Origin of the sequence: Pseudomonas sp. N40(2020), assembly GCF_014472415.1 — a bacterium.
Classification (GTDB): domain Bacteria; phylum Pseudomonadota; class Gammaproteobacteria; order Pseudomonadales; family Pseudomonadaceae; genus Aquipseudomonas.
Map to the genome: position 1 here is coordinate 1 of NZ_JACSZV010000061.1, position 21,538 is coordinate 21,538.

The window sequence follows — 21,538 nt, forward strand, 5'->3', positions numbered from 1 at the left end:
AGCTGCCGAAGGCTGCGATCTTTTGATCTTGCTGTTTACAAGGTCAAAAGATCGCAGCCTTCGGCAGCTCCTACGGTAGACCGCGCTGGCATATCCATTCGCGACAAACGCTTTTGCCGTTACTGGCGGCTTGCAGCTTGACGCTCGTAGTCGGCGTACCAATCCGCGCCATCCTTGTAGGGCAATCCCTACCCCCAACCTTCCATCCCGCTGAGCCAATTCTCTCCTGCGCCCCGATTTGCGTGCCTGCCGCCAGCCACTAGGCTTGGTACACAAGCAGTCATCAACAACAAAGGTGTGGGTATGAGCCAGGTCGATACAAACGCAGGGGCCAGTGATGTGCTGGTCAGCTTTCGTGGAGTGCAGAAGAGCTACGACGGCGAGAACCTGATCGTCAAAGACCTCAACCTGGACATTCGCAAAGGCGAATTCCTTACCCTGCTCGGGCCGTCCGGTTCCGGCAAGACCACCAGCCTGATGATGCTCGCCGGTTTCGAAACGCCGACCGCTGGCGAAATCCTCTTGGCCGGGCGCGCGATCAACAACGTGCCGCCGCATAAGCGCGACATCGGCATGGTGTTCCAGAACTACGCACTGTTCCCGCACATGACCGTCGCAGAAAACCTCGGGTTCCCGCTGACTGTGCGCGGCCTGAACAAGAGTGACGTCGCCGACAAGGTCAAGAAAGTCCTGAGCATGGTGCAGCTCGACGCGTTCGCTTCGCGCTACCCGGCGCAGTTGTCCGGCGGTCAGCAACAGCGTGTGGCCCTGGCCCGTGCGTTGGTGTTCGAGCCGCAACTGGTGCTGATGGACGAACCCCTCGGCGCCCTCGATAAACAACTGCGTGAACACATGCAGATGGAGATCAAGCATCTGCACCAGCGCCTCGGCGTGACCGTGGTCTACGTAACCCACGATCAGGGCGAAGCGCTGACCATGTCCGATCGCGTCGCCGTGTTCCACCAAGGCGAAATTCAGCAGATCGCGCCGCCGCGCACGTTGTACGAAGAGCCTAAAAACACCTTCGTCGCCAACTTCATCGGCGAGAACAATCGCCTCAACGGTCGTTTGCTCAGCCAGAGCGGTGAGCGTTGCGTCGTCGAGTTGGGCCGTGGCGAGAAGGTAGAGGCACTGGCGGTCAACGTCGGCCAGACCGGCGAGCCGGTGACCCTGTCGATTCGCCCGGAGCGCGTCAGCCTCAACGGTTCCAGCGACCAATGCGTCAACCGCTTCTCAGGGAGGGTGGCGGAATTCATCTATCTGGGCGACCACGTCCGGGTGCGCCTGGAAGTCTGCGGCAAGACCGACTTCTTCGTGAAACAACCGATTGCCGAGCTCGATCCCGCGCTCGCGGTTGGTGACGTGGTTCCGCTTGGCTGGCAGGTCGAGCACGTTCGCGCGCTTGATCCGCTGTTAGAGGCGAACTGATCGCCCCCCGCAATACCAACACCAACCCTGCACGTGGAGAGAACAATAAATGTTGAGATCCCTGAAGTTCACCGCCCTGACCTTGGGCCTGATGGGTGCGGCCAGCGCAATGGCCGCTGGCCCGGATTTGACCGTGGTGTCGTTTGGCGGGGCGAACAAGGCGGCGCAAGTCAAAGCCTTCTATGCACCGTGGGAAGCGGCGGGTAACGGCAAAATCGTCGCCGGTGAGTACAACGGCGAAATGGCCAAGGTCAAAGCCATGGTCGACACCAAGAGCGTGTCGTGGGATCTGGTCGAAGTTGAATCGCCAGAGCTGTCCCGTGGCTGCGACGAAGACATGTTCGAGCAACTCGACCCGGCGCTGTTCGGCAAAACCGAAGACTACGTCAAAGGCGCGATTCAGCCGTGCGGCGTGGGTTTCTTCGTCTGGTCGACCGTGCTTGCGTACAACGCCGACAAGCTGAAAACCGCGCCAACCAGTTGGGCCGATTTCTGGGACACCAAGAAATTCCCGGGCAAACGTGGCCTGCGTAAAGGCGCCAAGTACACCCTCGAATTCGCTTTGATGGCTGATGGTGTGGCGCCGAAAGACGTCTACAAAGAGCTGGCGAGCAAGGGTGGTCAGGATCGCGCGTTCAAGAAGCTCGACGAGCTGAAGCCAAGCATTCAGTGGTGGGAGGCCGGCGCACAACCGCCGCAATACCTCGCTTCCGGCGACGTGGTCATGAGCTCTGCCTATAACGGTCGCATCGCTGCCGTGCAGAAAGAATCCAACCTGAAAGTGGTGTGGAACGGCGGTATCTACGACTTTGACGCGTGGGCCATCCCGAAAGGTCTGGACGCCAAGCGTGCTGAAGCGGCGAAGAAGTTCATCGCCTACTCGGTACAGCCGCAGCAGCAGAAGACCTACTCGGAAAACATCGCTTACGGCCCGGCCAACACCCAGGCTGTTCCGTTGCTGAGCAAGGATGTGCTGAAAGATATGCCGACTACCCCGGAAAACATCGCCAACCAGGTGCAGATCGACGTCAGCTTCTGGGCTGACAACGGCGAGCAACTGGAACAGCGCTTCAACTCCTGGGCGGCGAAGTAACCCCGTCACATGGATCGACGGCGCACCGGATGATCGTTCCCACGCTCTGCGTGGGAATGCCACCCGGGACGCTCCGCGTCCCTGTGACGCATAGCGTCACTGGATGCGTTGCCACGCAGAGCGTGGGAACGATCAGTACCCAAAGTTCGAGGCGGCGTTCGCCACCTCTGTAACGATCAAAGATTTGCGGAGTACGTCATGGCCATCGCCGTTCCCCTGAACGAGGGCGCCAGCCCCACCTTGAAGCAGAAGCTCAAGCGCGCCGAGCGGGTCAACCGCTGGAAAGCCCAGGCGTTGATTGCGCCGTTGGTGCTGTTTCTGTTGCTGGTGTTTCTGGTGCCGATCGTGGCGCTGCTCTACAAAAGCGTCGGCAACCCGGAAGTGGTCGGCGGCATGCCGCGCACCGTGGCGGCCATCGCCAGTTGGGACGGCCGTGGCCTGCCCGCTGAACCGGTGTACAAAGCGGCCGGCGAAGACCTCGCCGAAGCGCGCAAAAACCAGACGCTGGGCGATCTGTCCAAGCGCTTGAACATGGAGTTGGCCGGCTATCGCAGCCTGCTGACCAAAACTGCCCGGGCGCTGCCATTTGCCAGCGAACCGGCCTCTTATAAAGAAGCACTGGAAGCACTCGACGAACGTTGGGGCGATCCGGCCTACTGGCAAGCGGTGAAACGCAACACCAGCAGCATTACGCCGTATTACTTGCTGGCATCGGTCGATCACCGCATCGACGACCTCGGTGAAATCGCCCCGGCGACCCCGGATCAGGCGATCTACCTGGACATCTTCGCCCGCACCTTCTGGATGGGTCTGGTCATCACCGTGATCTGCCTGCTGCTCGCCTATCCACTGGCATACCTGCTGGCCAACCTGCCATCGCGCCAGAGCAACCTGTTGATGATTCTGGTGCTGCTGCCGTTCTGGACGTCAATCCTGGTGCGGGTCGCGGCGTGGATCGTGCTGCTGCAATCGGGCGGTCTGATCAACAGCGCGCTGCTGGCCATGGGCATCATCGATAAACCGCTGGAACTGGTGTTCAACCGCACGGGCGTCTACATCTCGATGGTGCACATCCTGCTGCCGTTCATGATCCTGCCGATCTACAGCGTGATGAAAGGCATCTCGCCGACCTACATGCGTGCGGCGATCTCGCTGGGCTGCCATCCGTTCGCCAGTTTCTGGCGCGTGTATTTCCCGCAGACCTATGCCGGTGTCGGCGCCGGGTGCCTGTTGGTGTTCATCCTCGCTATCGGCTACTACATCACCCCGGCGCTGCTCGGCAGCCCGAACGATCAGATGGTCAGCTACTTCGTCGCGTTCTACACCAACACCAGCATCAACTGGGGCATGGCCACCGCGCTGGGCGGGCTGTTGCTGCTGGCGACCGTGGTGCTTTATCTGATTTACAGCTGGCTGGTGGGCGCCAGTCGCCTGCGCCTGAGCTAAGGGGAATTTGAAATGCTGAGTCCTTATATGTCGCCCATCGAACGGGTGTGGTTCTACAGCTTGCGGATCCTCTGCGGCTTGATTCTGCTGTTTTTGATTCTGCCGGTGCTGGTGATCGTGCCGCTGTCGTTCAACTCGGGCAGTTTTCTGGTGTACCCGCTGCAAGGCTTCTCGCTGCAGTGGTATCACGACTTCTTCGCCTCGGCGGAATGGATGCGCGCGCTGAAGAACAGCATCATCGTCGCCCCGGCCGCGACGGTGCTGGCGATGATCTTCGGCACGCTGGCGGCGATCGGCCTGACCCGGGGCGACTTCCCCGGCAAAGCACTGGTGATGGCGCTGGTGATTTCGCCGATGGTGGTGCCGGTGGTGATTATTGGTGTGGCGAGTTACCTGTTCTTTGCACCGCTGGGGCTAGGTAATAGCTTCTTCTCGTTGATCGTGGTGCACGCGGTGCTGGGTGTGCCGTTTGTGATCATCACGGTATCGGCGACGTTGCAGGGGTTTAACCATAATCTGGTGCGTGCCGCGGCCAGCCTTGGCGCTTCGCCGTTGACCGCGTTCCGTCGGGTGACTTTGCCACTGATTGCGCCGGGGGTGATTTCCGGTGCGCTGTTTGCCTTTGCGACGTCGTTTGATGAGGTGGTGGTGACGCTGTTTCTTGCAGGTCCCGAGCAGGCGACATTGCCTCGGCAGATGTTCAGCGGGATTCGTGAGAATTTGAGTCCGACGATTGCGGCGGCTGCTACGTTGCTCATCGCGTTCTCCGTCATCCTCCTGCTGACCCTGGAATGGCTACGCGGCCGTAGCGAAAAACTGCGTACCGCTCAGGTTTAAGGGCCAGATCAAAAGCTTACCCCCTCACCCCAGCCCTCTCCCCCAAGGGGGCGAGGGGGAAGGGAGCAGATCGTTGTGCTGTTCAAGGCCTGAGTTCGACTCGGTAATTCAGGTCGATGTACTTCGAGAGTACAACTCGGTCAGTCCCCTCTCCCTCCGGGAGAGGGCTAGGGTGAGGGGCTGTTGATCTTGCCCTTGATGGGTCATTCACGACCTGAATAGCAGACAACCCCAAATCTCCAGCTAATCTTGTGCCCAGCTCCCACATCTATAAGAGGCTGCGCACGATGAGTCTTTCCCAGTTCAAAATCGCTCACAAATTGATTACCGGCGCGGGGGCCATCGAGCAACTGGCGGCCGAACTCACCCGTCTCGATATCGACAATCCGCTGATCGTCACCGACGCCGCGCTGGTCAAGTCCGGCACCGTGGAGCTGGCGCTGGTGCAATTGGGTGGGCGCGAGTACGAGATTTTCGACCGCGTGCTGCCGGATCCGGAAATCGCCATCGTCGAAGACTGCATGCGTGTCTATCGCGAGGGTGGGCATGACGGCCTGATCGGTCTCGGTGGCGGCAGTGCCATCGACATCGCCAAGAGTGTCGCGGCCTATGCCGGTTATCACGGCGCGCTGGAAGATCTGTTCGGCGTCGAACAGGTGCCACGCAAAGGCCCGCCGCTGATCGCCATCCCGACCACCGCCGGCACCGGTTCGGAAGTGACCAACGTCGCCATCCTTTCCGACAAGGTTGCGCAACTGAAGAAAGGCATCGTCAGCGACTATCTATTGCCGGACGTGGCGCTGGTCAGCCCGCAAATGACCCTGACCTGTCCGCGCAGTGTCACCGCGGCCAGTGGCGTTGATGCGCTGGTGCACGCCATCGAATCCTATCTGTCGGTCAACGCTTCGCCGATCACTGACTCCCTGGCCATCGGCGCCATCAAGCTGATCGCCAACGCACTGCCCAAGGCCTACGCCAACGGCGCCAACCTGCAAGCCCGAGAAGACATGGCCACCGCCAGCCTGATGGCCGGCATGGCGTTCGGCAATGCCGGCGTCGGCGCGGTGCATGCGCTGGCCTATCCACTGGGCGGGCGTTTCAACATTGCCCATGGCGTCAGCAATGCCTTGCTGCTGCCGTATGTCATGACCTGGAACAAGATGGCCTGCGTCGAGCGGATGCAGGATATCGCTGAGGCCATGGGCGTGAAGACCGCTCATCTGAGTGCCAGCGAAGCGGCGGACAAAGCCGTCCAGGCCATGACCGACCTCTGTGTGGCGGTGGAAATCCCCGCCGGTCTGCGCAGTTTCGGTGTGCCGGAAGACGCGATCCCGGCCATGGCCGTGGAGGCCGCGGGAATCGAGCGCTTGATGCGCAACAACCCGCGCAAGCTCAGCGCTATCGATATCGAGAAGATCTACCGCGCGGCCTACTGATCATCGCGGTCACGGTGCGCGCGCGGAAACTTGAGGTATACAATGCGCGCCATCGTGATTTAGCTCAGAAAAGGTGCGTCATGCAGCCCTTCGTAATTGCTCCGTCGATTCTCTCCGCCGACTTCGCCCGCCTCGGCGAAGAAGTGGACAACGTCCTCGCCGCTGGTGCCGACTTCGTCCACTTCGATGTCATGGACAACCACTATGTGCCCAATCTGACCATCGGTCCGATGGTTTGCGCGGCATTGCGCAAGTACGGCATCACCGCGCCAATCGACGCGCACCTGATGGTCAGTCCGGTGGATCGCATTGTTGGCGACTTCATCGAAGCCGGCGCGACTTACATCACATTCCACCCGGAAGCCACGCTGCACGTCGATCGCTCGTTGCAACTGATCCGCGAGGGCGGCTGCAAATCCGGTCTGGTGTTCAACCCGGCGACCCCGCTGGACGTGCTCAAGTACGTGATCGACAAAGTCGACATGGTCTTGCTGATGAGCGTCAACCCAGGCTTCGGCGGACAGAAGTTCATTCCCGGCACCCTCGACAAACTGCGCGAAGCGCGGGCAATCATTGATGCGTCGGGCCGTGACATTCGTCTGGAAATCGACGGCGGCGTCAACGTCAACAATATCCGTGAAATCGCTGCCGCTGGCGCCGACACCTTTGTTGCCGGCTCGGCGATCTTCAACGCGCCGAACTATCAGGAAGTCATCGACAAGATGCGTTCCGAACTGGCACTGGCACGCCCATGAGCGGTTTTGAGCAGCTGTTCCCGGGCAAACTGCCACGGTTGGTGATGTTCGATCTGGATGGCACGCTGATCGACTCGGTTCCCGACCTGGCGGCGGCGGTGGACAACATGCTGCTCAGCCTAGGCCGCCAGCCTGCGGGCATCGATTCGGTGCGCGAGTGGGTCGGCAACGGCGCGCCAGTGTTGGTGCGTCGTGCGCTGGCCGGCGGTATTGATCACTCGGCTGTCGACGACGTCGAGGCCGAACATGCGCTGGAAGTGTTCATGGAAGCCTATGGCGCCAGCCATGAGCTGACCGTGGTCTATCCCGGCGTGCGCGACACCCTGAAATGGCTGCAAAAGCAGGGCGTGGCGATGGCACTGATCACCAACAAACCGGAGCGTTTTGTCGCGCCGCTGCTGGATCAGATGAAAATCGGCCGCTACTTCAAGTGGATCATTGGCGGCGACACCCTGCCGCAGAAGAAGCCTGATCCAGCGGCGCTGTTCTTCGTGATGAAAATGGCCAACATCCCGGCCTCGCAATCGCTGTTCGTCGGCGACTCGCGCAGCGATGTGCTGGCGGCGAAAGCGGCGGGGGTCAAATGCGTGGCGCTGAGTTATGGCTATAACCATGGCCGACCAATCGCCGAAGAATCCCCGGCGCTGGTGATTGACGATCTGCGCAAGCTAATTCCCGGTTGCCTGGATCTGGCCGGTGGGATAACGTTGCCCGACGCTGTTCAACCCCCTGCCGGAAACGCCATCGTGGTGGTCACTCGCAAACTCTGGATGAAAGTCATCAAGGCCCTGGCCCGCTGGCGTTGGCGCGCCTGACTTGTTCCTGGCCGGCCCGCCGGCACGTTTGCCTACCTGACTGATTAGCACCTCACACCACGAGGCACCTCATGATCCGCGAAGAATTCCTGCGCTTGGCCGCTGATGGCTACAACCGCATTCCGTTGGCCTGCGAAACCCTGGCCGACTTCGACACGCCGCTGTCGATCTACCTGAAACTGGCTGACCAGCCCAACTCCTACCTACTCGAATCGGTGCAGGGCGGTGAGAAATGGGGCCGTTACTCGATCATCGGTCTGCCGTGCCGCACCGTGCTGCGGGTTCACGACCATCACGTCAGTATCACCGTCGATGGCGTCGAGACTGAAAGCCATGACGTCGAAGACCCGTTGGCCTTCGTCGAAACCTTCAAGGCCCGCTACAACGTGCCGACCATCGCCGGTCTGCCGCGTTTCAATGGCGGTCTGGTCGGTTACTTCGGTTACGACTGCGTGCGTTATGTGGAAAAGCGTCTGGGCAAATGCCCGAACCCTGATCCGCTGGGCGTGCCGGACATTCTGCTCATGGTTTCCGATGCGGTCGTGGTGTTCGACAACCTCGCCGGCAAGATGCACGCAATCGTACTGGCCGACCCTGCTCAGGCGGATGCCTACGAGCAAGGTCAGGCGCAATTGCAGGGCCTGCTGGAGAAACTGCGCCAACCGATCACCCCGCGTCGTGGCCTGGACTTCAGCAAGCAGCAATCGGCTGACCCGGTATTCCGCTCCAGTTTCACCCAGGACGATTACGAAAAAGCCGTCGACACCATCAAGGAATACATCCTTGCCGGTGACTGCATGCAGGTCGTGCCGTCGCAGCGCATGTCGATCGACTTCAAGGCTGCGCCGATCGACCTTTACCGCGCACTGCGTTGCTTCAACCCGACGCCGTACATGTACTTCTTCAACTTCGGCGACTTCCACGTCGTCGGCAGTTCGCCGGAAGTGCTGGTGCGGGTCGAAGACAACCTGATCACCGTGCGCCCGATTGCCGGTACGCGCCCGCGTGGTGCGACCGAAGAGGCGGATCTGGCGCTGGAAGAAGATCTGCTGTCGGACGATAAAGAGATCGCCGAACACTTGATGCTGATCGACCTCGGTCGTAACGATACCGGTCGCGTTTCGGAAATCGGTTCGGTGAAGCTCACCGAGAAGATGGTCATCGAGCGTTATTCCAACGTGATGCACATCGTGTCCAATGTCACCGGCCAGTTGAAAGCCGGGCTGACGGCGATGGACGCGCTGCGGGCGATTCTGCCGGCGGGCACCTTGTCGGGCGCACCGAAGATTCGCGCGATGGAAATCATCGACGAACTGGAACCGGTCAAGCGTGGTGTGTATGGCGGCGCGGTCGGTTACTTCGCGTGGAACGGCAACATGGACACCGCAATTGCCATCCGTACCGCAGTGATCAAGAACGGCGAACTTCATGTGCAGGCCGGTGGCGGCATCGTTGCCGACTCGGTGCCGGCGCTGGAATGGGAAGAAACCCTGAACAAGCGTCGCGCGATGTTCCGCGCCGTGGCCCTGGCCGAGCAAACCCCGGAAAGTTGATTCCCATAATGGGTTTTGTGTTCAGCCATAGAAAAAGCGGCGCCTGAGAGGGCGCCGCTTTTTTGTGCCTGCGATTTAGAAGTCCAGCACCACTCCGACATTAACCCCCTGCTGGGTAAAGTCATCATCCTTGCGGAATGTGTACCCACCACGCAGCGCCAGATCTGCCGTGAGTTTGTGGCTGACGCCAAGGCTCAAGCGGTTCAAATGACTCTGCGGCGTATAGCCCTCAAGTGTGAAGTCGTTGGCCGGCAGGGTGTTGAGCGCGATGTTGACCTTCTGCACATCATCTTCGTACTCACGCTCGTGGGCGTACTCGCCGAACACCTGAGTTTGCGGCGTGAAGTTGTACTTGCCCTGAATACCCACGCCCAAACGTTTCGAATCGCGCGCCTGATCATCGAAAGTCAGTGCGGTGGCGCGGTTGCTCTTCTCCGAGTAGCCGTCGACGTCGACACTGGCGTAGTCGGCGCTGACGAATGGCGACAGATGCCATTCACTGCCCGGCTGGGCGATGTCGTAGCCGACGCGGGTACTGAATGCCCACAGATGGCCGTCGGTATCACCTTTCTCCGCCCCCTCGCTGACACCCAGATCGAACTTGCGCTTGAGGTTGTCGTAGTCGAGCTTGCCACCAGTCAGCGCGGCATCAGCCCACCAGCGATTTTGCTGGAACTGGGCAAACGCTGTAGCCAGATAGCTGTTGAGTTTGTAGTCCGAATCGTTATGGCCGGCCTCCAGATTCTGCCGGTAGAAACCTGCCGCCACGCCAACGCGCCAAGCCTCATTGAGGCGATAGCTGCCTCCCACGTTGAGGTTGTAACCGCTGCCGTCGGCGCTGGCGCCGCTGCTTTGGCTGTCGACATCCAGATGTTGGCCGCCGGCGGAGACAATGGCGCGCCATTGGCCGACTGCCTGCCAGTTTTCCCAGTCCGCCTGCCATTGGCTGCGCAGTTCATCCTGATGCGCGCGCACGGTGGCGTGGGCCATTTCCGGGAGCAGCGTCAATTCCCACGGCGCTGCCAGCAGGGAGTAGGCGTAATCGGAAATCAGTTTCTGCCCGGCTTCAGTCGGGTGCACGCCGTCGTTGTAGATCAGCTTGCTCGGATCCGGTGTCCCACTGTTGATGCCGTAACGGGCGTTTTCCGTGCAACTGCTGCCGCTGAAGCAGGTTGCGGTCAGGTTTTGGTCTGTGGCGAGGCCGAAACGGCCTGGATCGGCAAACACTTCGGACAGAAGCACCGGAATATTCAACGGAATGATTTCGGCGTTGATGCCTTGCAGGCGGGTGGTCAACTGGCTGTTGAACTGGCTGGCGAGCGTACTGCTGAACGCTTGCAAAGGCGTGCCGTTGATTGCCGGAGTCAGGCCGACGTCAGGCAACAGCCAGACCATCACGTATTTGGCGCCGGCGGTTTGCAGGGTTTGCACGCTATCGGCCAGTCGATCTGCCGCCGCATTGGCTTGGGGCAGGCTGAGAATACGACCTTGCAGGAAGTCGTTACCGCCGCCGGAGATGTAATACAGCGCATTCGGATCGGCACGGAAACCGTTCGACGGCAGGTAGCCGGCGCGGGTGCGTTCACCGGTGGCTGATTGCGTGGTGATCGAATCGAGGATCTGATCCGTGCGGTAGCCACCGACCGCCCAGTTATTGCCGTCGGGCTGGCCATTGTCGGCGCGCACTGCCGAACTGGAAGAGGCCGTCTGATCCGCCGTAAAGCCGAGGCGTCCGCCCAGCAGTTGGGTGGAGTTCAGCGAATACAGTTCACCGCTGCCATCCAGATAAACCGGGCCGGTACGGTTGGTATAGCGTTCAGTAGAACCTGCCGGGCCGCCGCTATCGGCGAAGGTTCCGGCGTCATTGAGGCTGTCGCCGAAGACAATGAAATTCGAATAGGGATTGGGTGCCGCATTCGCCTGGGCACAGGCCATTGCGAGCAAGCAGCCGGCCAGCGGTACAAACAACGTCTGTTTGATCATGAGCAAGTCCGTTTTATTTATTGTTGTAGGTGAACGAAACGACAGTACCAAAAACTTCCGGCCTAGTGCCATCGGTCGCGAACCCTCACTTGGATTTCTCCCCCGAAGGCCCCGCCATATTGCACGCTCTGCCCAGCTAAGTTACTGTGCCGGAACGTATGAACGAGACCTTCCCCGTGTTGATCACCAGCAAACTTCTGGATCAAGTCATCAAGGCACACGCCCGTTGGCGTTGGCGCGCCTGAATCTTTTCTGCCGGCCCGGCCGGATCTGTATCGCTTTGCCTTCCTTGCCCGTTTGAAATGCCGCTTTGCCGACGCCACTTGCGTGTCCTACATCGTGCAGCGCCCTGCGGGCAAGTCATCTGAAGGCTGTCTTCAAGTCAGAATTCAAGAGGTTCGAAACGCCATGTTGCTGATGATCGACAACTACGACTCCTTTACTTACAACGTTGTGCAATACCTCGGCGAGCTGGGTGCCGAGGTCAAAGTCGTGCGCAACGATGAATTGACCATTGCTGAAATCGAAGCGCTCAAGCCCGAGCGCATCGTCGTGTCCCCTGGCCCTTGCACGCCGACCGAAGCCGGCATCTCTATCGACGCCATCAAGCACTTCGCCGGCAAACTGCCGATCCTCGGCGTCTGCCTCGGCCACCAGTCCATCGGCCAAGCCTTTGGTGGTGATGTGGTGCGTGCCCGCCAAGTGATGCACGGTAAGACTAGTCCGGTATTCCACGAGGACAAGGGCGTTTTCCAAGGCCTGAATCATCCACTGACCGTCACCCGCTACCACTCGTTGATCGTCAAGCACGAGACGTTGCCCGATTGCCTGGAACTGACCGCGTGGACGCAACACGATGATGGTTCGGTCGACGAAATCATGGGCCTGCGTCACAAGACCCTGAACATTGAGGGCGTACAGTTCCACCCCGAGTCGATCCTGACCGAACAGGGCCATGAACTGTTTGCCAACTTCCTCAAACAAACCGGCGGCACGCGCTAAGGACTTCCCATGAATATCAAGACAGCCCTGGGCCGTATCGTCGACCACCTCGACCTCAGCACCGATGAAATGCGCGATGTGATGCGCGAAATCATGACCGGCCAGTGCACCGAGGCACAGATCGGCGCGTTCATGATGGCCATGCGCATGAAGAGCGAGAGCATCGACGAAATCGTCGGCGCGGTATCGGTGATGCGTGAGCTGGCCGATCAGGTCGAACTCAAGACCCTCGACGGCGTGGTCGATGTGGTTGGCACCGGCGGTGACGGTGCGAATATTTTCAACGTATCCACCGCTTCTTCTTTTGTCGTTGCAGCGGCGGGTTGCACCGTGGCCAAGCACGGCAACCGCGCGGTCTCGGGCAAGAGTGGCAGTGCCGACTTGCTGGAAGCCGCCGGCATCTACCTCAACCTGACGCCGGTGCAGGTCGCCCGTTGCATCGACAACGTCGGCATCGGTTTCATGTTCGCCCAGACACACCACAAAGCCATGAAGTACGCCGCCGGCCCGCGCCGCGATCTCGGCCTGCGTACGCTGTTCAACATGCTCGGCCCGCTTACGAATCCGGCCGGTGTTAAACATCAGGTGGTGGGTGTGTTCAATCAGGCGTTGTGCCGCCCGTTGGCTGAAGTCTTGCAGCGTCTGGGTAGCAAGCATGTGCTGGTAGTGCATTCGAAGGACGGTCTGGACGAATTCAGTCTGGCGGCGCCGACTTTTGTTGCCGAGCTGAAAAACAACGAGATCACCGAGTATTGGGTCGAGCCGGAAGATCTGGGCATGAAGAGCCAGAGCCTGCACGGCCTGTCGGTCGACGGCCCGGAAGCTTCGTTGGCGTTGATTCGCGATGCGCTGGGCAAGCGCAAGACTGAAAACGGCCAGAAAGCTGCCGAGATGATTGTGCTAAACGCCGGTGCAGCGCTGTACGCCGCCGACGTAGCCAGCAGTTTGAAACAGGGCGTGGAGCTTGCGCACGACGCCCTGCACACCGGCCTCGCTCGGGAAAAACTCGAGGAGCTGGGTGCCTTTACCGCGGTATTCAAAGTGGAGAATGAGGGATGAGTGTACCGACGGTTCTGGAAAACATTCTGGCGCGCAAAGTTCAGGAAGTCGCCGAGCGTAGCGCTCGTGTGAGCCTGAGCGAGCTGGAAAGTCTGGCCAAGGCGGCCGATGCACCCCGTGGTTTCGCCCAGGCTTTGCTGGCGCAGGCCAAGAAAAAACAACCGGCGGTGATTGCCGAAATCAAAAAGGCTTCGCCAAGCAAAGGTGTGATCCGCGAGAACTTTGTTCCCGCCGACATCGCCAAAAGCTACGAGAAGGGCGGGGCAACCTGTCTCTCGGTGCTGACTGATATCGATTACTTCCAGGGCGCCGATGCCTACCTGCAGCAGGCCCGTGCCGCGTGCAAGCTGCCGGTGATCCGCAAGGACTTCATGATCGATCCATACCAGATCGTCGAAGCCCGTGCGCTGGGCGCCGACTGTGTGTTGTTGATCGTCTCCGCGCTGGACGACGTGAAAATGGCCGAGTTGGCTTCCGTGGCAAAAGGCGTTGGTCTCGATGTACTGGTGGAAGTGCACGACGGCGATGAGCTCGAGCGCGCGTTGAAAACCCTCGACACGCCACTGGTCGGGGTCAACAACCGTAACCTGCATACCTTCGACGTCAGCCTGGAAACCACCCTCGATCTACTGCCGCGTATTCCGCGTGATCGTCTGGTAATCACTGAGAGTGGCATCCTCAACCGTGCCGATGTCGAGCTGATGGAGATCAGCGACGTGTATGCGTTCCTGGTCGGTGAGGCGTTCATGCGCGCCGAAAGCCCGGGTACTGAGCTGCAACGATTATTCTTCCCGGAGCGCGGTGTTTCGGTGAGTGGTTCGACCCTCGACTGATCACTCCTTCACAGGTACCCGCGCCCCCTGTGGGAGCGGGCTTACCCGCGAAGAGGCCAGCCAGTTCCCTAAAGATTCCAGATCTGCCGGAGTCCGCTATGCCGCTGCCAACCTCCCTGACCATCGAAGCCGGCCTGCAAGCCGAACAGGACTTGCTGGGCTCGATCTGTGCCGGCGACGCCGAATTCGGCCTTCTATTCTGGCAGCCCAGCGACCGCGCTCTGGTCATGCCTCGCCGCTTGAACCGCCTACCCGGATTCGAACACGCCTGCGAAGTCTCTGCCGCCGCCGGCTGGACGGTGCTGCTGCGCGAAACCGGCGGCGAACCGGTCCCGCAATCGGCCGCGACCATCAATATCGCACTGGTTTACGCACCGCCTCGCAGCGAAGGCGATCTCAACCGCATCGAAACCGGCTACCGCCGTCTGTGCGATCCGATCTGCCAATTGCTGGATGAGTTGGGCGGCACTTCGTCATTGGGAGAAATCGAGGGCGCGTTTTGCGACGGTCGCTTCAACGTCAACCTCGACGGCCGCAAAATGGTCGGCACCGCCCAGCGCTGGCGCCAGAGTCAGGGCGGACAGCGTCCGGTGGGTTTGGTACACGGTGCGATGCTGATGGATAACGAGCGGGATTCGATGGTGGCAGCGGTCAATCGCTTCAACGAAGCCTGTGGTCTGGAGCAGCGGGTACGCGCGCAAAGCCACATTGCCCTGCATGAAAAATTCAACGCGCCACAGGCCTTGGCGCGTCTCGATGAGTTGTTTCGTTTAATGCTGGCGCAGATGTACAGCGTTTAAGCGTTCGCGTTTAACGTGTACCGAAGACCACCATGGTCTTGCCCTTCACATTGACCAGGTTGCGTTCCTCAAGATCCTTGAGAACGCGACCGACCATCTCCCGCGAACACCCGACAATCCGCCCGATTTCCTGACGGGTCACCTTGATCTGCATGCCGTCGGGGTGGGTCATCGCGTCCGGCTGTTTGCACAGTTCCAGCAGGCAACGAGCCACGCGACCGGTAACGTCGAAGAACGCCAGATCGCCGACCTTGCGCGTGGTATTGCGCAGGCGTTGTGCGATTTGTCCGCTGAGCACGTAAAGAATGTCCGGATCCTGCTGCGATAATTCGCGGAATTTCGCGTAGCTGATTTCCGCAGTCTCACACTCGACCTTGGCCCGCACCCAGGCGCTGCGCTGCTGCTCCTGACCAGCCTGCTCGAACAGTCCCAGTTCACCAAAGAAATCCCCGGCGTTGAGATACGCGATGATCATCTCGCGGCCGTCGTCATCCTCGATCAGGATCGTTACCGAGCCCTTGATGATGAAGTACAGCGTGTCCGAACGATCGCCAGCGCAAATGATGTTGCTCTTGGCCGCATGGCGGCGACGTTGGCAATGCATCAACAGCTTGTCGAGGTTCTTGATTTTGGGTGTGGGGGTAATAGCAACCATGGTTGTATCCCGAAAAGACTGCACGGTGATGTTTGATTTTTTTATGAGGCGCTGAAGGCGGTCGCTACACGGCTGGCATGGGGCGCCAGCGAATTGGCGCCAGCTTACCAGACACTTCGTCGAAAATTCGAGAAATTACCTACGCATTTGGGGCATCCGTCCTAGGAACAGTCGCGCTGTCAGAGCAAAACCCTGTGCTAAGCTGGCGACCCTTTTTTTACAGTGGAGTCTGGGCGATGAAGGCACGCATCCAATGGGCTGGCGAAGCCATGTTCCTCGGCGAATCCGGCAGTGGCCATGTCGTGGTCATGGACGGTCCGCCGGACGCCGGTGGTCGTAATCTGGGTGTTCGCCCGATGGAAATGCTCCTGCTGGGCGTCGGCGGTTGCAGCAACTTCGACGTGGTCAGCATTCTGAAGAAATCGCGCCATGCTGTTGAAAGCTGTGAAGCCTTCCTCGAAGCCGAGCGCGCAACCGAAGATCCGAAAGTGTTTACCAAGATCCACATGCATTTCGTGGTCAAAGGCCGTGGCCTGAAAGAAGCCCAGGTCAAGCGCGCCATCGAACTGTCCGCCGAGAAGTATTGCTCGGCCTCGATCATGCTCGGTGCGGCTGGCGTGGCGATCACCCACGATTACGAAATCATCGAACTCGGTTGAACCGACATTCAACTATCATAAAAGCAGTGCAGACTCTGGGGATCCCCCTCCTGACGTCTGCATAATGCGCGACTTTTTTCAGGGCGGTGATCGGTCAACCGCCGTGTCATCCGCCTGAACAGATAACCAAAATCGCCATCGCGAAGAGGTGTTGACCGTCCTACGCAGGTGCGTTGTTCGCACTTGACGGGCATGCTTGATCACGCGGCCGGGCCGCATACACAGAGAGTTTTCAACGGTGAAAAGCAAACTCAAGCTCCACGGGTTCAATAACCTGACAAAGACCTTGAGCTTCAACATCTATGACATCTGCTACGCGGAAACCCCGCAAGACCAGCAGGCTTACGTCGAGTACATCAATCAAGAGTACAACGCGAAACGCCTGACGCAGATTCTCACCGAAGTTGTCGAAATCATTGGTGCCAACATCCTGAACATTGCCAGTCAGGACTATGAACCTCAGGGCGCCAGTGTCACGATTCTGATTTCTGAAGAGCCGGTAACCCCGACTGAAAGCCAGATTGAAGAGTCCCCGGGCCCGTTGCCTGAAATCATCCTGGCTCACCTCGACAAGAGCCACATCACCGTTCACACCTATCCGGAAATCCACCCGGACGACGGCATTGCCACCTTCCGTGTGGACATCGATGTGTCGACGTGTGGTGTCATTTCACCGCTTAAAGCGCTCAATTTCCTCATTCACCAGTTCGATTCGGACATTGTGACTGTGGATTACCGTGTGCGTGGTTTCACCCGTGATGTTGAAGGCAACAAACACTTCATCGACCACGAGATCAATTCGATTCAGAACTACCTGTCCGAAGACACCCGCGACGCGTACCAGATGACCGACGTGAACGTGTACCAGGAAAATCTGTTCCACACCAAAATGCTGCTGAAGGACTTCGAACTGGACAACTACCTGTTCGGCGACGCCACCAGCAGCCTGTCTCCTGAGCAGCGCGCTCAAGTGACTGAGCGTGTGAAACACGAAATGCTCGAAATTTTCTACGCGCGGAACATGCCGACGTAAGAAATCCAAGCGCAAAAAAGGCGACTACTTAGTGGTAGTCGCCTTTTTTATCGCGCAAACACATAACCCTGTAGGAGTGAGCCTACTAGCGGTGATGCCCTTAAAGCCTCTAAAGCTTCAGATCCGATAAGTACTCTTGGTCATAACCTTCGCCAACAGACTCATCCCGAACTTCACCGGCGCCGGAAAACGGAAGCCGCCAGCATCCAGCGCGCTCTCCGCATGATGCTCCTCATCAATACGCATCTGCTCCAGAATCGCCCGGGACTTCTCGTCCTCGGCCGGAAGTTGTTCCAGATGCTCGTTCAAGTGTTTGCACACCTGATGCTCGGTCGCTGCGACAAACCCGAGGCTGACCTTGTCGCTGATCAGCCCGGCCACCGCGCCAATCCCGAACGACATGCCGTAGAACAGCGGATTGAGAACGCTGGTATGGCTGCCCAACTGGTGAAGGCGTTGTTCGCACCAGACCAGATGATCGATCTCTTCTTCGGCTGCGTGCTCCATGGCTTCGCGCACCTGCGGCAGCTTGGCGGTCAGGGCCTGCCCTTGATACAGCGCCTGGGCACAGACTTCGCCGGTATGGTTGATACGCATCAGGCCGGCGACGTGGCGAGTGTCTTCGTCGCTCATCTGCGTGTCTGGCTGCAGAATCGCTGGCGACGGACGGTATGGCTGGCCGCTGAAGGGCAGCAAGGTACGCATCGCGGCATCGGCTTGCAGCAGAAGACGGTCAATCGGCGAGTAGTGACGTTGGGTAGTCATGCTGACCTCCGGGAAGAATCTCGGCGGCCAGTTTAACCGAATCGGCCGGGGAGCGTTTGCGCTGGGTCATGTGGGAGCAGGGCGCTCCCACAGATTTGCCGCGGATCAGCCCGGCGGCCAGTTCATCTGGCGCTGACCGAGTACGTGCATATGAATGTGGTAGACGGTCTGCCCACCTTTCTCATTGCAGTTCATCACCACCCGGAAGCCGTCTTCGCAGCCCAGCTCCAGCGCCAGACGCTGGGCTGTGAAAAGAATGTGCCCGGCCAATGCCTTGTCGTCTTCGGTCAGGTCATTGAGGGTGCGCACCGGTTTTTTCGGGATCACCAGAAAGTGCACTGGCGCCTGAGGTGCGATGTCGTGGAACGCCAGAACCTGGTCGTCCTCGTAGATGATCTTGGCCGGGATTTCCCGGTTGATGATCTTGGTGAACAGAGTATCCACTGCTGTTTTCTCCGTGGTGTGGGCTGGTCTGAGTGTACTCATGGGGAAAGAACCCGCCCAGTGTTTTGCCGTAGGACAGTTCAGCGCGGGCAGTAAGCCTTGTTGACCATGCCGACGATGGTGCGGTTGAGCCAGCGCGAACCCAGTCGCGGCAGAAACGCGAACCAGCGGTTGCGTCGTCCCGGAATAATGATTGCGCGGTTCTTGTCGAGCGCACGCACGGTGTACAGCGCGACCTCTTCGGGGCTCATCAGCAACTTGCTGTCTTTGAGTTTGTCGCTGTTCAACTGCGCGGTGCGGAAAAACGCCGTGCGGGTCGGGCCGGGGCAGAGCACTGAAACCTTCACCGCGCTCTGTTTGAGTTCAACTCGCAGTGCTTCGGAGAAGTGCAGCACATAGGCCTTGCTGGCGTAATAGGTGCTCATCCACGGGCCGGGGTTGAACGCCGCTACCGAGGCAACGTTGAGAATCTGCCCACCGCCTTGCAGCGCCATGCTGTTGCCGATCGCATGGCACAAACGGGTGAGGGCGAGGATGTTCACCTCGATCAAGTCCTGCTCGGTCATCCAGTCCTGAGCCAGGAATGGACCACAGGTGCCAATGCCGGCGCAGTTCACCAACAGATCGATCTGCCGGTCACCTTCTTCCAGTTCCAGCAAAAAGCCGGACAGGCGCAACGGCTCACCGAGGTCGCAGGCGCGAAACAGCACCTCGACGCCGAAGCGCTGGGTCAACTCGATCGCAATACTTTCCAGCTGATCACGCTGTCGTGCCACCAGAATCAGGCTGCGGCCGCGCCGGGCCAGCGCTTCGGCCATGGCCAGGCCGATACCGCTGGAGGCGCCAGTGATCAGAGCGTAACGGGTCATGCATTTCTCCATCGCAACAGCTCCGCGCCAGCGACGCAGGTGTCACGGCGGGGAGCGCTGTTCATTCTTTCGCAGAGTCTACAGGGGCCTGCGCCGCTTCGGCTGCATCGTCGGCGGAATTCGCTGCCGGTTCGACCTCGACGTCGATTTCATCGGTAGTTACCGAGCCGCTGTCGTAGCTGCTTTCGAGGCTGGTTTCGTATTCCTGCTGAATGGCGGAGATCCCGCCGAGCATTCCACCTACGAAAAACAGCCCGATGAATACGATCCACAGAGAGCACAGCACCTTGACTGCTGTGCTGTTGGGCGGAGGTGGTGGCCCGTAGCGGTTGGCACCGGTATTGCCCGGCACAATCATGATCACAAAAGGAAAGATGCTGCCCACCAACGGGACAAGATTCAGCAGCCAGAGCCAGCCGGACCAGCCGATATCGTGCAGGCGTTGAACGGTGAACAAAATGCTGATGATGATGAGCGCCAAACCCAGAATGGCCGCGATGAGGCCGCCGATGATCAGGCCGCTGGTGGAGTCGGAACTGACAAGGCCGACGGCGATCAGCGCAAAAATGCTGAGAATTGGCAGGCTTACCAGCGTCACGACCATCGTCCAGGCCAGGAAGCGCAGACGTCCGATCCGGCCTTCGACGCTTAACGGTTTGAGCACGGCGAATGCCGGAAGGTTTTCACCAACACTGGCGCGGGGTGGCGCATACGGTGAGTTCGGTTCCGCGTAGGCGGGAGCGGGGGAGTGCTCGTGGACGTCCGACAGATTCAGCTCGATGGCCGTGTCAGATTCGATCCGTGCGTCAATCCCGGTTTTGCTCAATGCCTGCAGATAAGTCTGCGCATCGCTGTGCGACAGATCACGCTTAAGCGCCACGGTGCTGCCATTGAACAGTCGCTCGATGGCTGCAACATCGCTTTTGAACAAATCCGCCAGATTGAGCTTGGCAGTGGTGATATCGACACCGGGCTGTAGAGCACCGTCGAAAACGATCTTGTAACGGGGTTCGCTCATGGCCGAGGCATCCTTGTCGCGAAGAGAATGAAAGGTCGTTAGTGTAAGGCCAGTCCATGAGCGACTGGCTTGATTTTTACCTTGGTCAGCGTTTCGGCAGCTGTGCTGCGCGTTCCTGTGCCTGACGATATTCAGCATCGAGTCGAGCGATCAACTGATCCACGCCTGGCAGATCGTCTATCTGCCCCACACCTTGCCCGGCTGACCACACGGTCTTCCAGGCTTTGGCTTCATCGCTGATCGGTTTGAGCTTGTCGCCAAAATTCACTTCGCCTTTACCTTGTAGCGCTGCCATGTCGAAACCGGCCGCCTCCAGGCTTTGCCGCATGAAACTGGCCGGCACTCCCGACACCGCTGGAGTATGGATGATGTCGGCCGCTTTGGCTGTCAGCAGCATCTCCTTGTAGGCGTCAGGTGCATGACTTTCGGTGGTGCCGATAAAGCGCGTACCGAAGTAGGCCAAATCCGCGCCGAGCATCTGTGCGGCGAGAATCTCATGGCCGTGGTTAAGACATCCTGCAAGCAGCAGGGTTTTGTCGAAGAACTCGCGAATCTCGGCGATCAGCGCAAACGGACTCCAGGTGCCGGCATGGCCACCGGCCCCGGCCGCGACCGCAATCAGACCGTCGACACCAGCCTCGGCGGCCTTCTCGGCATGCCGGCGGGTGGTGACATCGTGGAAGACCAGACCGCCATAACTGTGCACTGCATCGACCAGTTCCTTCACCGCGCCGAGGCTGGTGATAACGATCGGCACCTTGTGCTCCACGCAAATGGCCAGATCCGCCTGCAAGCGTGGATTACTGTTGTGCACGATGAGGTTCACCGCGTACGGCGCGGGGTTGTCCAGCGCCGCGAGGCCCGCTTCGATCTGTTCCAGCCAAGCCTTGAACCCGCTGCTTTCGCGCTGGTTCAGCGCGGGAAAACTGCCGACCACGCCATTGCGGCAGCAGGCCAGCACCAGTTCAGGGTTGGAAATCAGGAACATCGGCGCAGCCACCACAGGCAGGCGCAGACGTTGTGCGAGCAAAGCGGGCAGCGACATTGGAAGTACC

General features: G+C 59.5%; 21 protein-coding genes. 14 read left to right on the top strand and 7 right to left on the bottom strand.

The genetic code is table 11. From position 1 onward, the window contains the following. Positions 1-303 precede the first annotated feature (303 nt). The 8 genes from IAI51_RS26205 to trpE all read left to right on the top strand — a co-directional run bounded on the left by IAI51_RS26205 (position 304) and on the right by trpE (position 9,363). Entirely contained in the window at positions 304-1,428 is a 1,125-nt protein-coding gene (locus IAI51_RS26205) for an ABC transporter ATP-binding protein (protein WP_187681115.1), read from the top strand. 49 nt (positions 1,429-1,477) lie between these two features. Next, a complete protein-coding gene (locus IAI51_RS26210; RefSeq protein ID WP_027610727.1) occupies positions 1,478-2,521 on the top strand; it encodes an ABC transporter substrate-binding protein in 1,044 nt (347 codons plus the stop codon). A gap of 198 nt (positions 2,522-2,719) precedes the next feature. After that, complete coding sequence (locus IAI51_RS26215; RefSeq protein ID WP_187681116.1) at positions 2,720-3,967, top strand: ABC transporter permease; 1,248 nt, start codon at positions 2,720-2,722, stop codon at positions 3,965-3,967. A gap of 12 nt (positions 3,968-3,979) precedes the next feature. Further along, positions 3,980-4,804 carry an ABC transporter permease gene (locus IAI51_RS26220; protein WP_186532890.1) on the top strand — a complete coding sequence of 275 codons (825 nt, stop codon included), beginning with the start codon at positions 3,980-3,982 and terminating at the stop codon, positions 4,802-4,804. A 287-nt stretch (positions 4,805-5,091) separates the two neighbouring features. Next, complete coding sequence (locus tag IAI51_RS26225) at positions 5,092-6,240, top strand: iron-containing alcohol dehydrogenase (RefSeq protein ID WP_187681117.1); 1,149 nt, start codon at positions 5,092-5,094, stop codon at positions 6,238-6,240. Positions 6,241-6,320: 80 nt separating this feature from the next. Continuing rightward, entirely contained in the window at positions 6,321-6,995 is a 675-nt protein-coding gene (gene rpe / locus IAI51_RS26230) for a ribulose-phosphate 3-epimerase (RefSeq protein WP_003228808.1), read from the top strand. Continuing rightward, positions 6,992-7,810, top strand: coding sequence for a phosphoglycolate phosphatase (locus IAI51_RS26235; protein WP_187681118.1), 819 nt, complete (start codon positions 6,992-6,994; stop codon positions 7,808-7,810). Before rpe ends, IAI51_RS26235 begins: the two co-directional genes overlap by 4 nt. Before the next feature lie 71 nt (positions 7,811-7,881). Then, the gene (gene trpE, locus IAI51_RS26240) at positions 7,882-9,363 is read left to right on the top strand and encodes an anthranilate synthase component I (RefSeq protein ID WP_187681119.1); all 1,482 of its coding nucleotides are present in this window, start codon (positions 7,882-7,884) and stop codon (positions 9,361-9,363) included. A gap of 75 nt (positions 9,364-9,438) precedes the next feature. On the opposite strand, the gene estP is transcribed toward trpE, so the two are convergent. Further along, the gene (gene estP / locus IAI51_RS26245; RefSeq protein ID WP_187681120.1) at positions 9,439-11,346 is read right to left on the bottom strand and encodes an esterase EstP; all 1,908 of its coding nucleotides are present in this window, start codon (positions 11,344-11,346) and stop codon (positions 9,439-9,441) included. Between the two features lie 408 nt (positions 11,347-11,754). Here estP and IAI51_RS26250 point away from each other — a divergent pair, with 408 nt between their 5' ends. The 4 genes from IAI51_RS26250 to IAI51_RS26265 all read left to right on the top strand — a co-directional run bounded on the left by IAI51_RS26250 (position 11,755) and on the right by IAI51_RS26265 (position 15,040). Continuing rightward, positions 11,755-12,348, top strand: coding sequence for an aminodeoxychorismate/anthranilate synthase component II (locus IAI51_RS26250; RefSeq protein WP_187681121.1), 594 nt, complete (start codon positions 11,755-11,757; stop codon positions 12,346-12,348). 9 nt (positions 12,349-12,357) lie between these two features. Then, positions 12,358-13,407, top strand: coding sequence for an anthranilate phosphoribosyltransferase (gene trpD / locus IAI51_RS26255; RefSeq protein ID WP_187681122.1), 1,050 nt, complete (start codon positions 12,358-12,360; stop codon positions 13,405-13,407). Next, entirely contained in the window at positions 13,404-14,240 is an 837-nt protein-coding gene (gene trpC / locus IAI51_RS26260; RefSeq protein ID WP_187681123.1) for an indole-3-glycerol phosphate synthase TrpC, read from the top strand. Before trpD ends, trpC begins: the two co-directional genes overlap by 4 nt. Positions 14,241-14,338: 98 nt before the next feature. Continuing rightward, a complete protein-coding gene (locus IAI51_RS26265) occupies positions 14,339-15,040 on the top strand; it encodes a biotin/lipoate A/B protein ligase family protein (protein WP_187681124.1) in 702 nt (233 codons plus the stop codon). 10 nt (positions 15,041-15,050) lie between these two features. Here IAI51_RS26265 and crp read toward each other — a convergent pair whose 3' ends face one another. Continuing rightward, positions 15,051-15,695 (bottom strand): cAMP-activated global transcriptional regulator CRP, encoded by a 645-nt coding sequence (crp, locus tag IAI51_RS26270; protein WP_123532372.1) that lies wholly within the window; start codon positions 15,693-15,695, stop codon positions 15,051-15,053. A gap of 236 nt (positions 15,696-15,931) precedes the next feature. Here crp and IAI51_RS26275 point away from each other — a divergent pair, with 236 nt between their 5' ends. Together IAI51_RS26275 and speD are read left to right on the top strand one after the other, a co-directional pair. Further along, positions 15,932-16,354: an OsmC family protein gene (locus IAI51_RS26275; RefSeq protein WP_187681125.1), complete on the top strand. Its 423-nt coding sequence runs from the start codon at positions 15,932-15,934 to the stop codon at positions 16,352-16,354. A gap of 238 nt (positions 16,355-16,592) precedes the next feature. Next, positions 16,593-17,387, top strand: a complete 795-nt coding sequence (speD, locus tag IAI51_RS26280; RefSeq protein WP_187681126.1) for an adenosylmethionine decarboxylase — start codon at positions 16,593-16,595, stop codon at positions 17,385-17,387. Positions 17,388-17,504: 117 nt separating this feature from the next. Here the strand turns inward: speD and coq7 are convergent, their stop codons facing one another. From coq7 to IAI51_RS26305, 5 genes are all read right to left on the bottom strand, one after another. Next, a complete protein-coding gene (gene coq7 / locus IAI51_RS26285; protein ID WP_123469224.1) occupies positions 17,505-18,152 on the bottom strand; it encodes a 2-polyprenyl-3-methyl-6-methoxy-1,4-benzoquinone monooxygenase in 648 nt (215 codons plus the stop codon). A gap of 105 nt (positions 18,153-18,257) precedes the next feature. Beyond that, a complete protein-coding gene (locus tag IAI51_RS26290; RefSeq protein ID WP_053124353.1) occupies positions 18,258-18,596 on the bottom strand; it encodes a histidine triad nucleotide-binding protein in 339 nt (112 codons plus the stop codon). A gap of 80 nt (positions 18,597-18,676) precedes the next feature. Continuing rightward, positions 18,677-19,465: an SDR family NAD(P)-dependent oxidoreductase gene (locus IAI51_RS26295; protein ID WP_034155108.1), complete on the bottom strand. Its 789-nt coding sequence runs from the start codon at positions 19,463-19,465 to the stop codon at positions 18,677-18,679. A 61-nt stretch (positions 19,466-19,526) separates the two neighbouring features. Beyond that, complete coding sequence (locus IAI51_RS26300) at positions 19,527-20,483, bottom strand: DUF805 domain-containing protein (RefSeq protein ID WP_187681132.1); 957 nt, start codon at positions 20,481-20,483, stop codon at positions 19,527-19,529. 85 nt (positions 20,484-20,568) lie between these two features. Continuing rightward, on the bottom strand, positions 20,569-21,528 hold the full coding sequence (locus IAI51_RS26305) for an NAD(P)H-dependent flavin oxidoreductase (RefSeq protein ID WP_187681127.1): 960 nt from the start codon (positions 21,526-21,528) through the stop codon (positions 20,569-20,571). Between the last annotated feature and the right edge of the window lie 10 nt (positions 21,529-21,538).

Coding starts and splice junctions, on each gene's coding strand:
- IAI51_RS26205 (WP_187681115.1), top strand. CDS start 304: ATGAGCCAGGTCGATACAAACGCAGGGGCCAGTGATGTGCTGGTCAGC.
- IAI51_RS26210 (WP_027610727.1), top strand. CDS start 1,478: ATGTTGAGATCCCTGAAGTTCACCGCCCTGACCTTGGGCCTGATGGGT.
- IAI51_RS26215 (WP_187681116.1), top strand. CDS start 2,720: ATGGCCATCGCCGTTCCCCTGAACGAGGGCGCCAGCCCCACCTTGAAG.
- IAI51_RS26220 (WP_186532890.1), top strand. CDS start 3,980: ATGCTGAGTCCTTATATGTCGCCCATCGAACGGGTGTGGTTCTACAGC.
- IAI51_RS26225 (WP_187681117.1), top strand. CDS start 5,092: ATGAGTCTTTCCCAGTTCAAAATCGCTCACAAATTGATTACCGGCGCG.
- rpe (WP_003228808.1), top strand. CDS start 6,321: ATGCAGCCCTTCGTAATTGCTCCGTCGATTCTCTCCGCCGACTTCGCC.
- IAI51_RS26235 (WP_187681118.1), top strand. CDS start 6,992: ATGAGCGGTTTTGAGCAGCTGTTCCCGGGCAAACTGCCACGGTTGGTG.
- trpE (WP_187681119.1), top strand. CDS start 7,882: ATGATCCGCGAAGAATTCCTGCGCTTGGCCGCTGATGGCTACAACCGC.
- estP (WP_187681120.1), bottom strand. CDS start 11,346: ATGATCAAACAGACGTTGTTTGTACCGCTGGCCGGCTGCTTGCTCGCA.
- IAI51_RS26250 (WP_187681121.1), top strand. CDS start 11,755: ATGTTGCTGATGATCGACAACTACGACTCCTTTACTTACAACGTTGTG.
- trpD (WP_187681122.1), top strand. CDS start 12,358: ATGAATATCAAGACAGCCCTGGGCCGTATCGTCGACCACCTCGACCTC.
- trpC (WP_187681123.1), top strand. CDS start 13,404: ATGAGTGTACCGACGGTTCTGGAAAACATTCTGGCGCGCAAAGTTCAG.
- IAI51_RS26265 (WP_187681124.1), top strand. CDS start 14,339: ATGCCGCTGCCAACCTCCCTGACCATCGAAGCCGGCCTGCAAGCCGAA.
- crp (WP_123532372.1), bottom strand. CDS start 15,695: ATGGTTGCTATTACCCCCACACCCAAAATCAAGAACCTCGACAAGCTG.
- IAI51_RS26275 (WP_187681125.1), top strand. CDS start 15,932: ATGAAGGCACGCATCCAATGGGCTGGCGAAGCCATGTTCCTCGGCGAA.
- coq7 (WP_123469224.1), bottom strand. CDS start 18,152: ATGACTACCCAACGTCACTACTCGCCGATTGACCGTCTTCTGCTGCAA.
- IAI51_RS26295 (WP_034155108.1), bottom strand. CDS start 19,465: ATGACCCGTTACGCTCTGATCACTGGCGCCTCCAGCGGTATCGGCCTG.
- IAI51_RS26300 (WP_187681132.1), bottom strand. CDS start 20,483: ATGAGCGAACCCCGTTACAAGATCGTTTTCGACGGTGCTCTACAGCCC.
- IAI51_RS26305 (WP_187681127.1), bottom strand. CDS start 21,528: ATGTCGCTGCCCGCTTTGCTCGCACAACGTCTGCGCCTGCCTGTGGTG.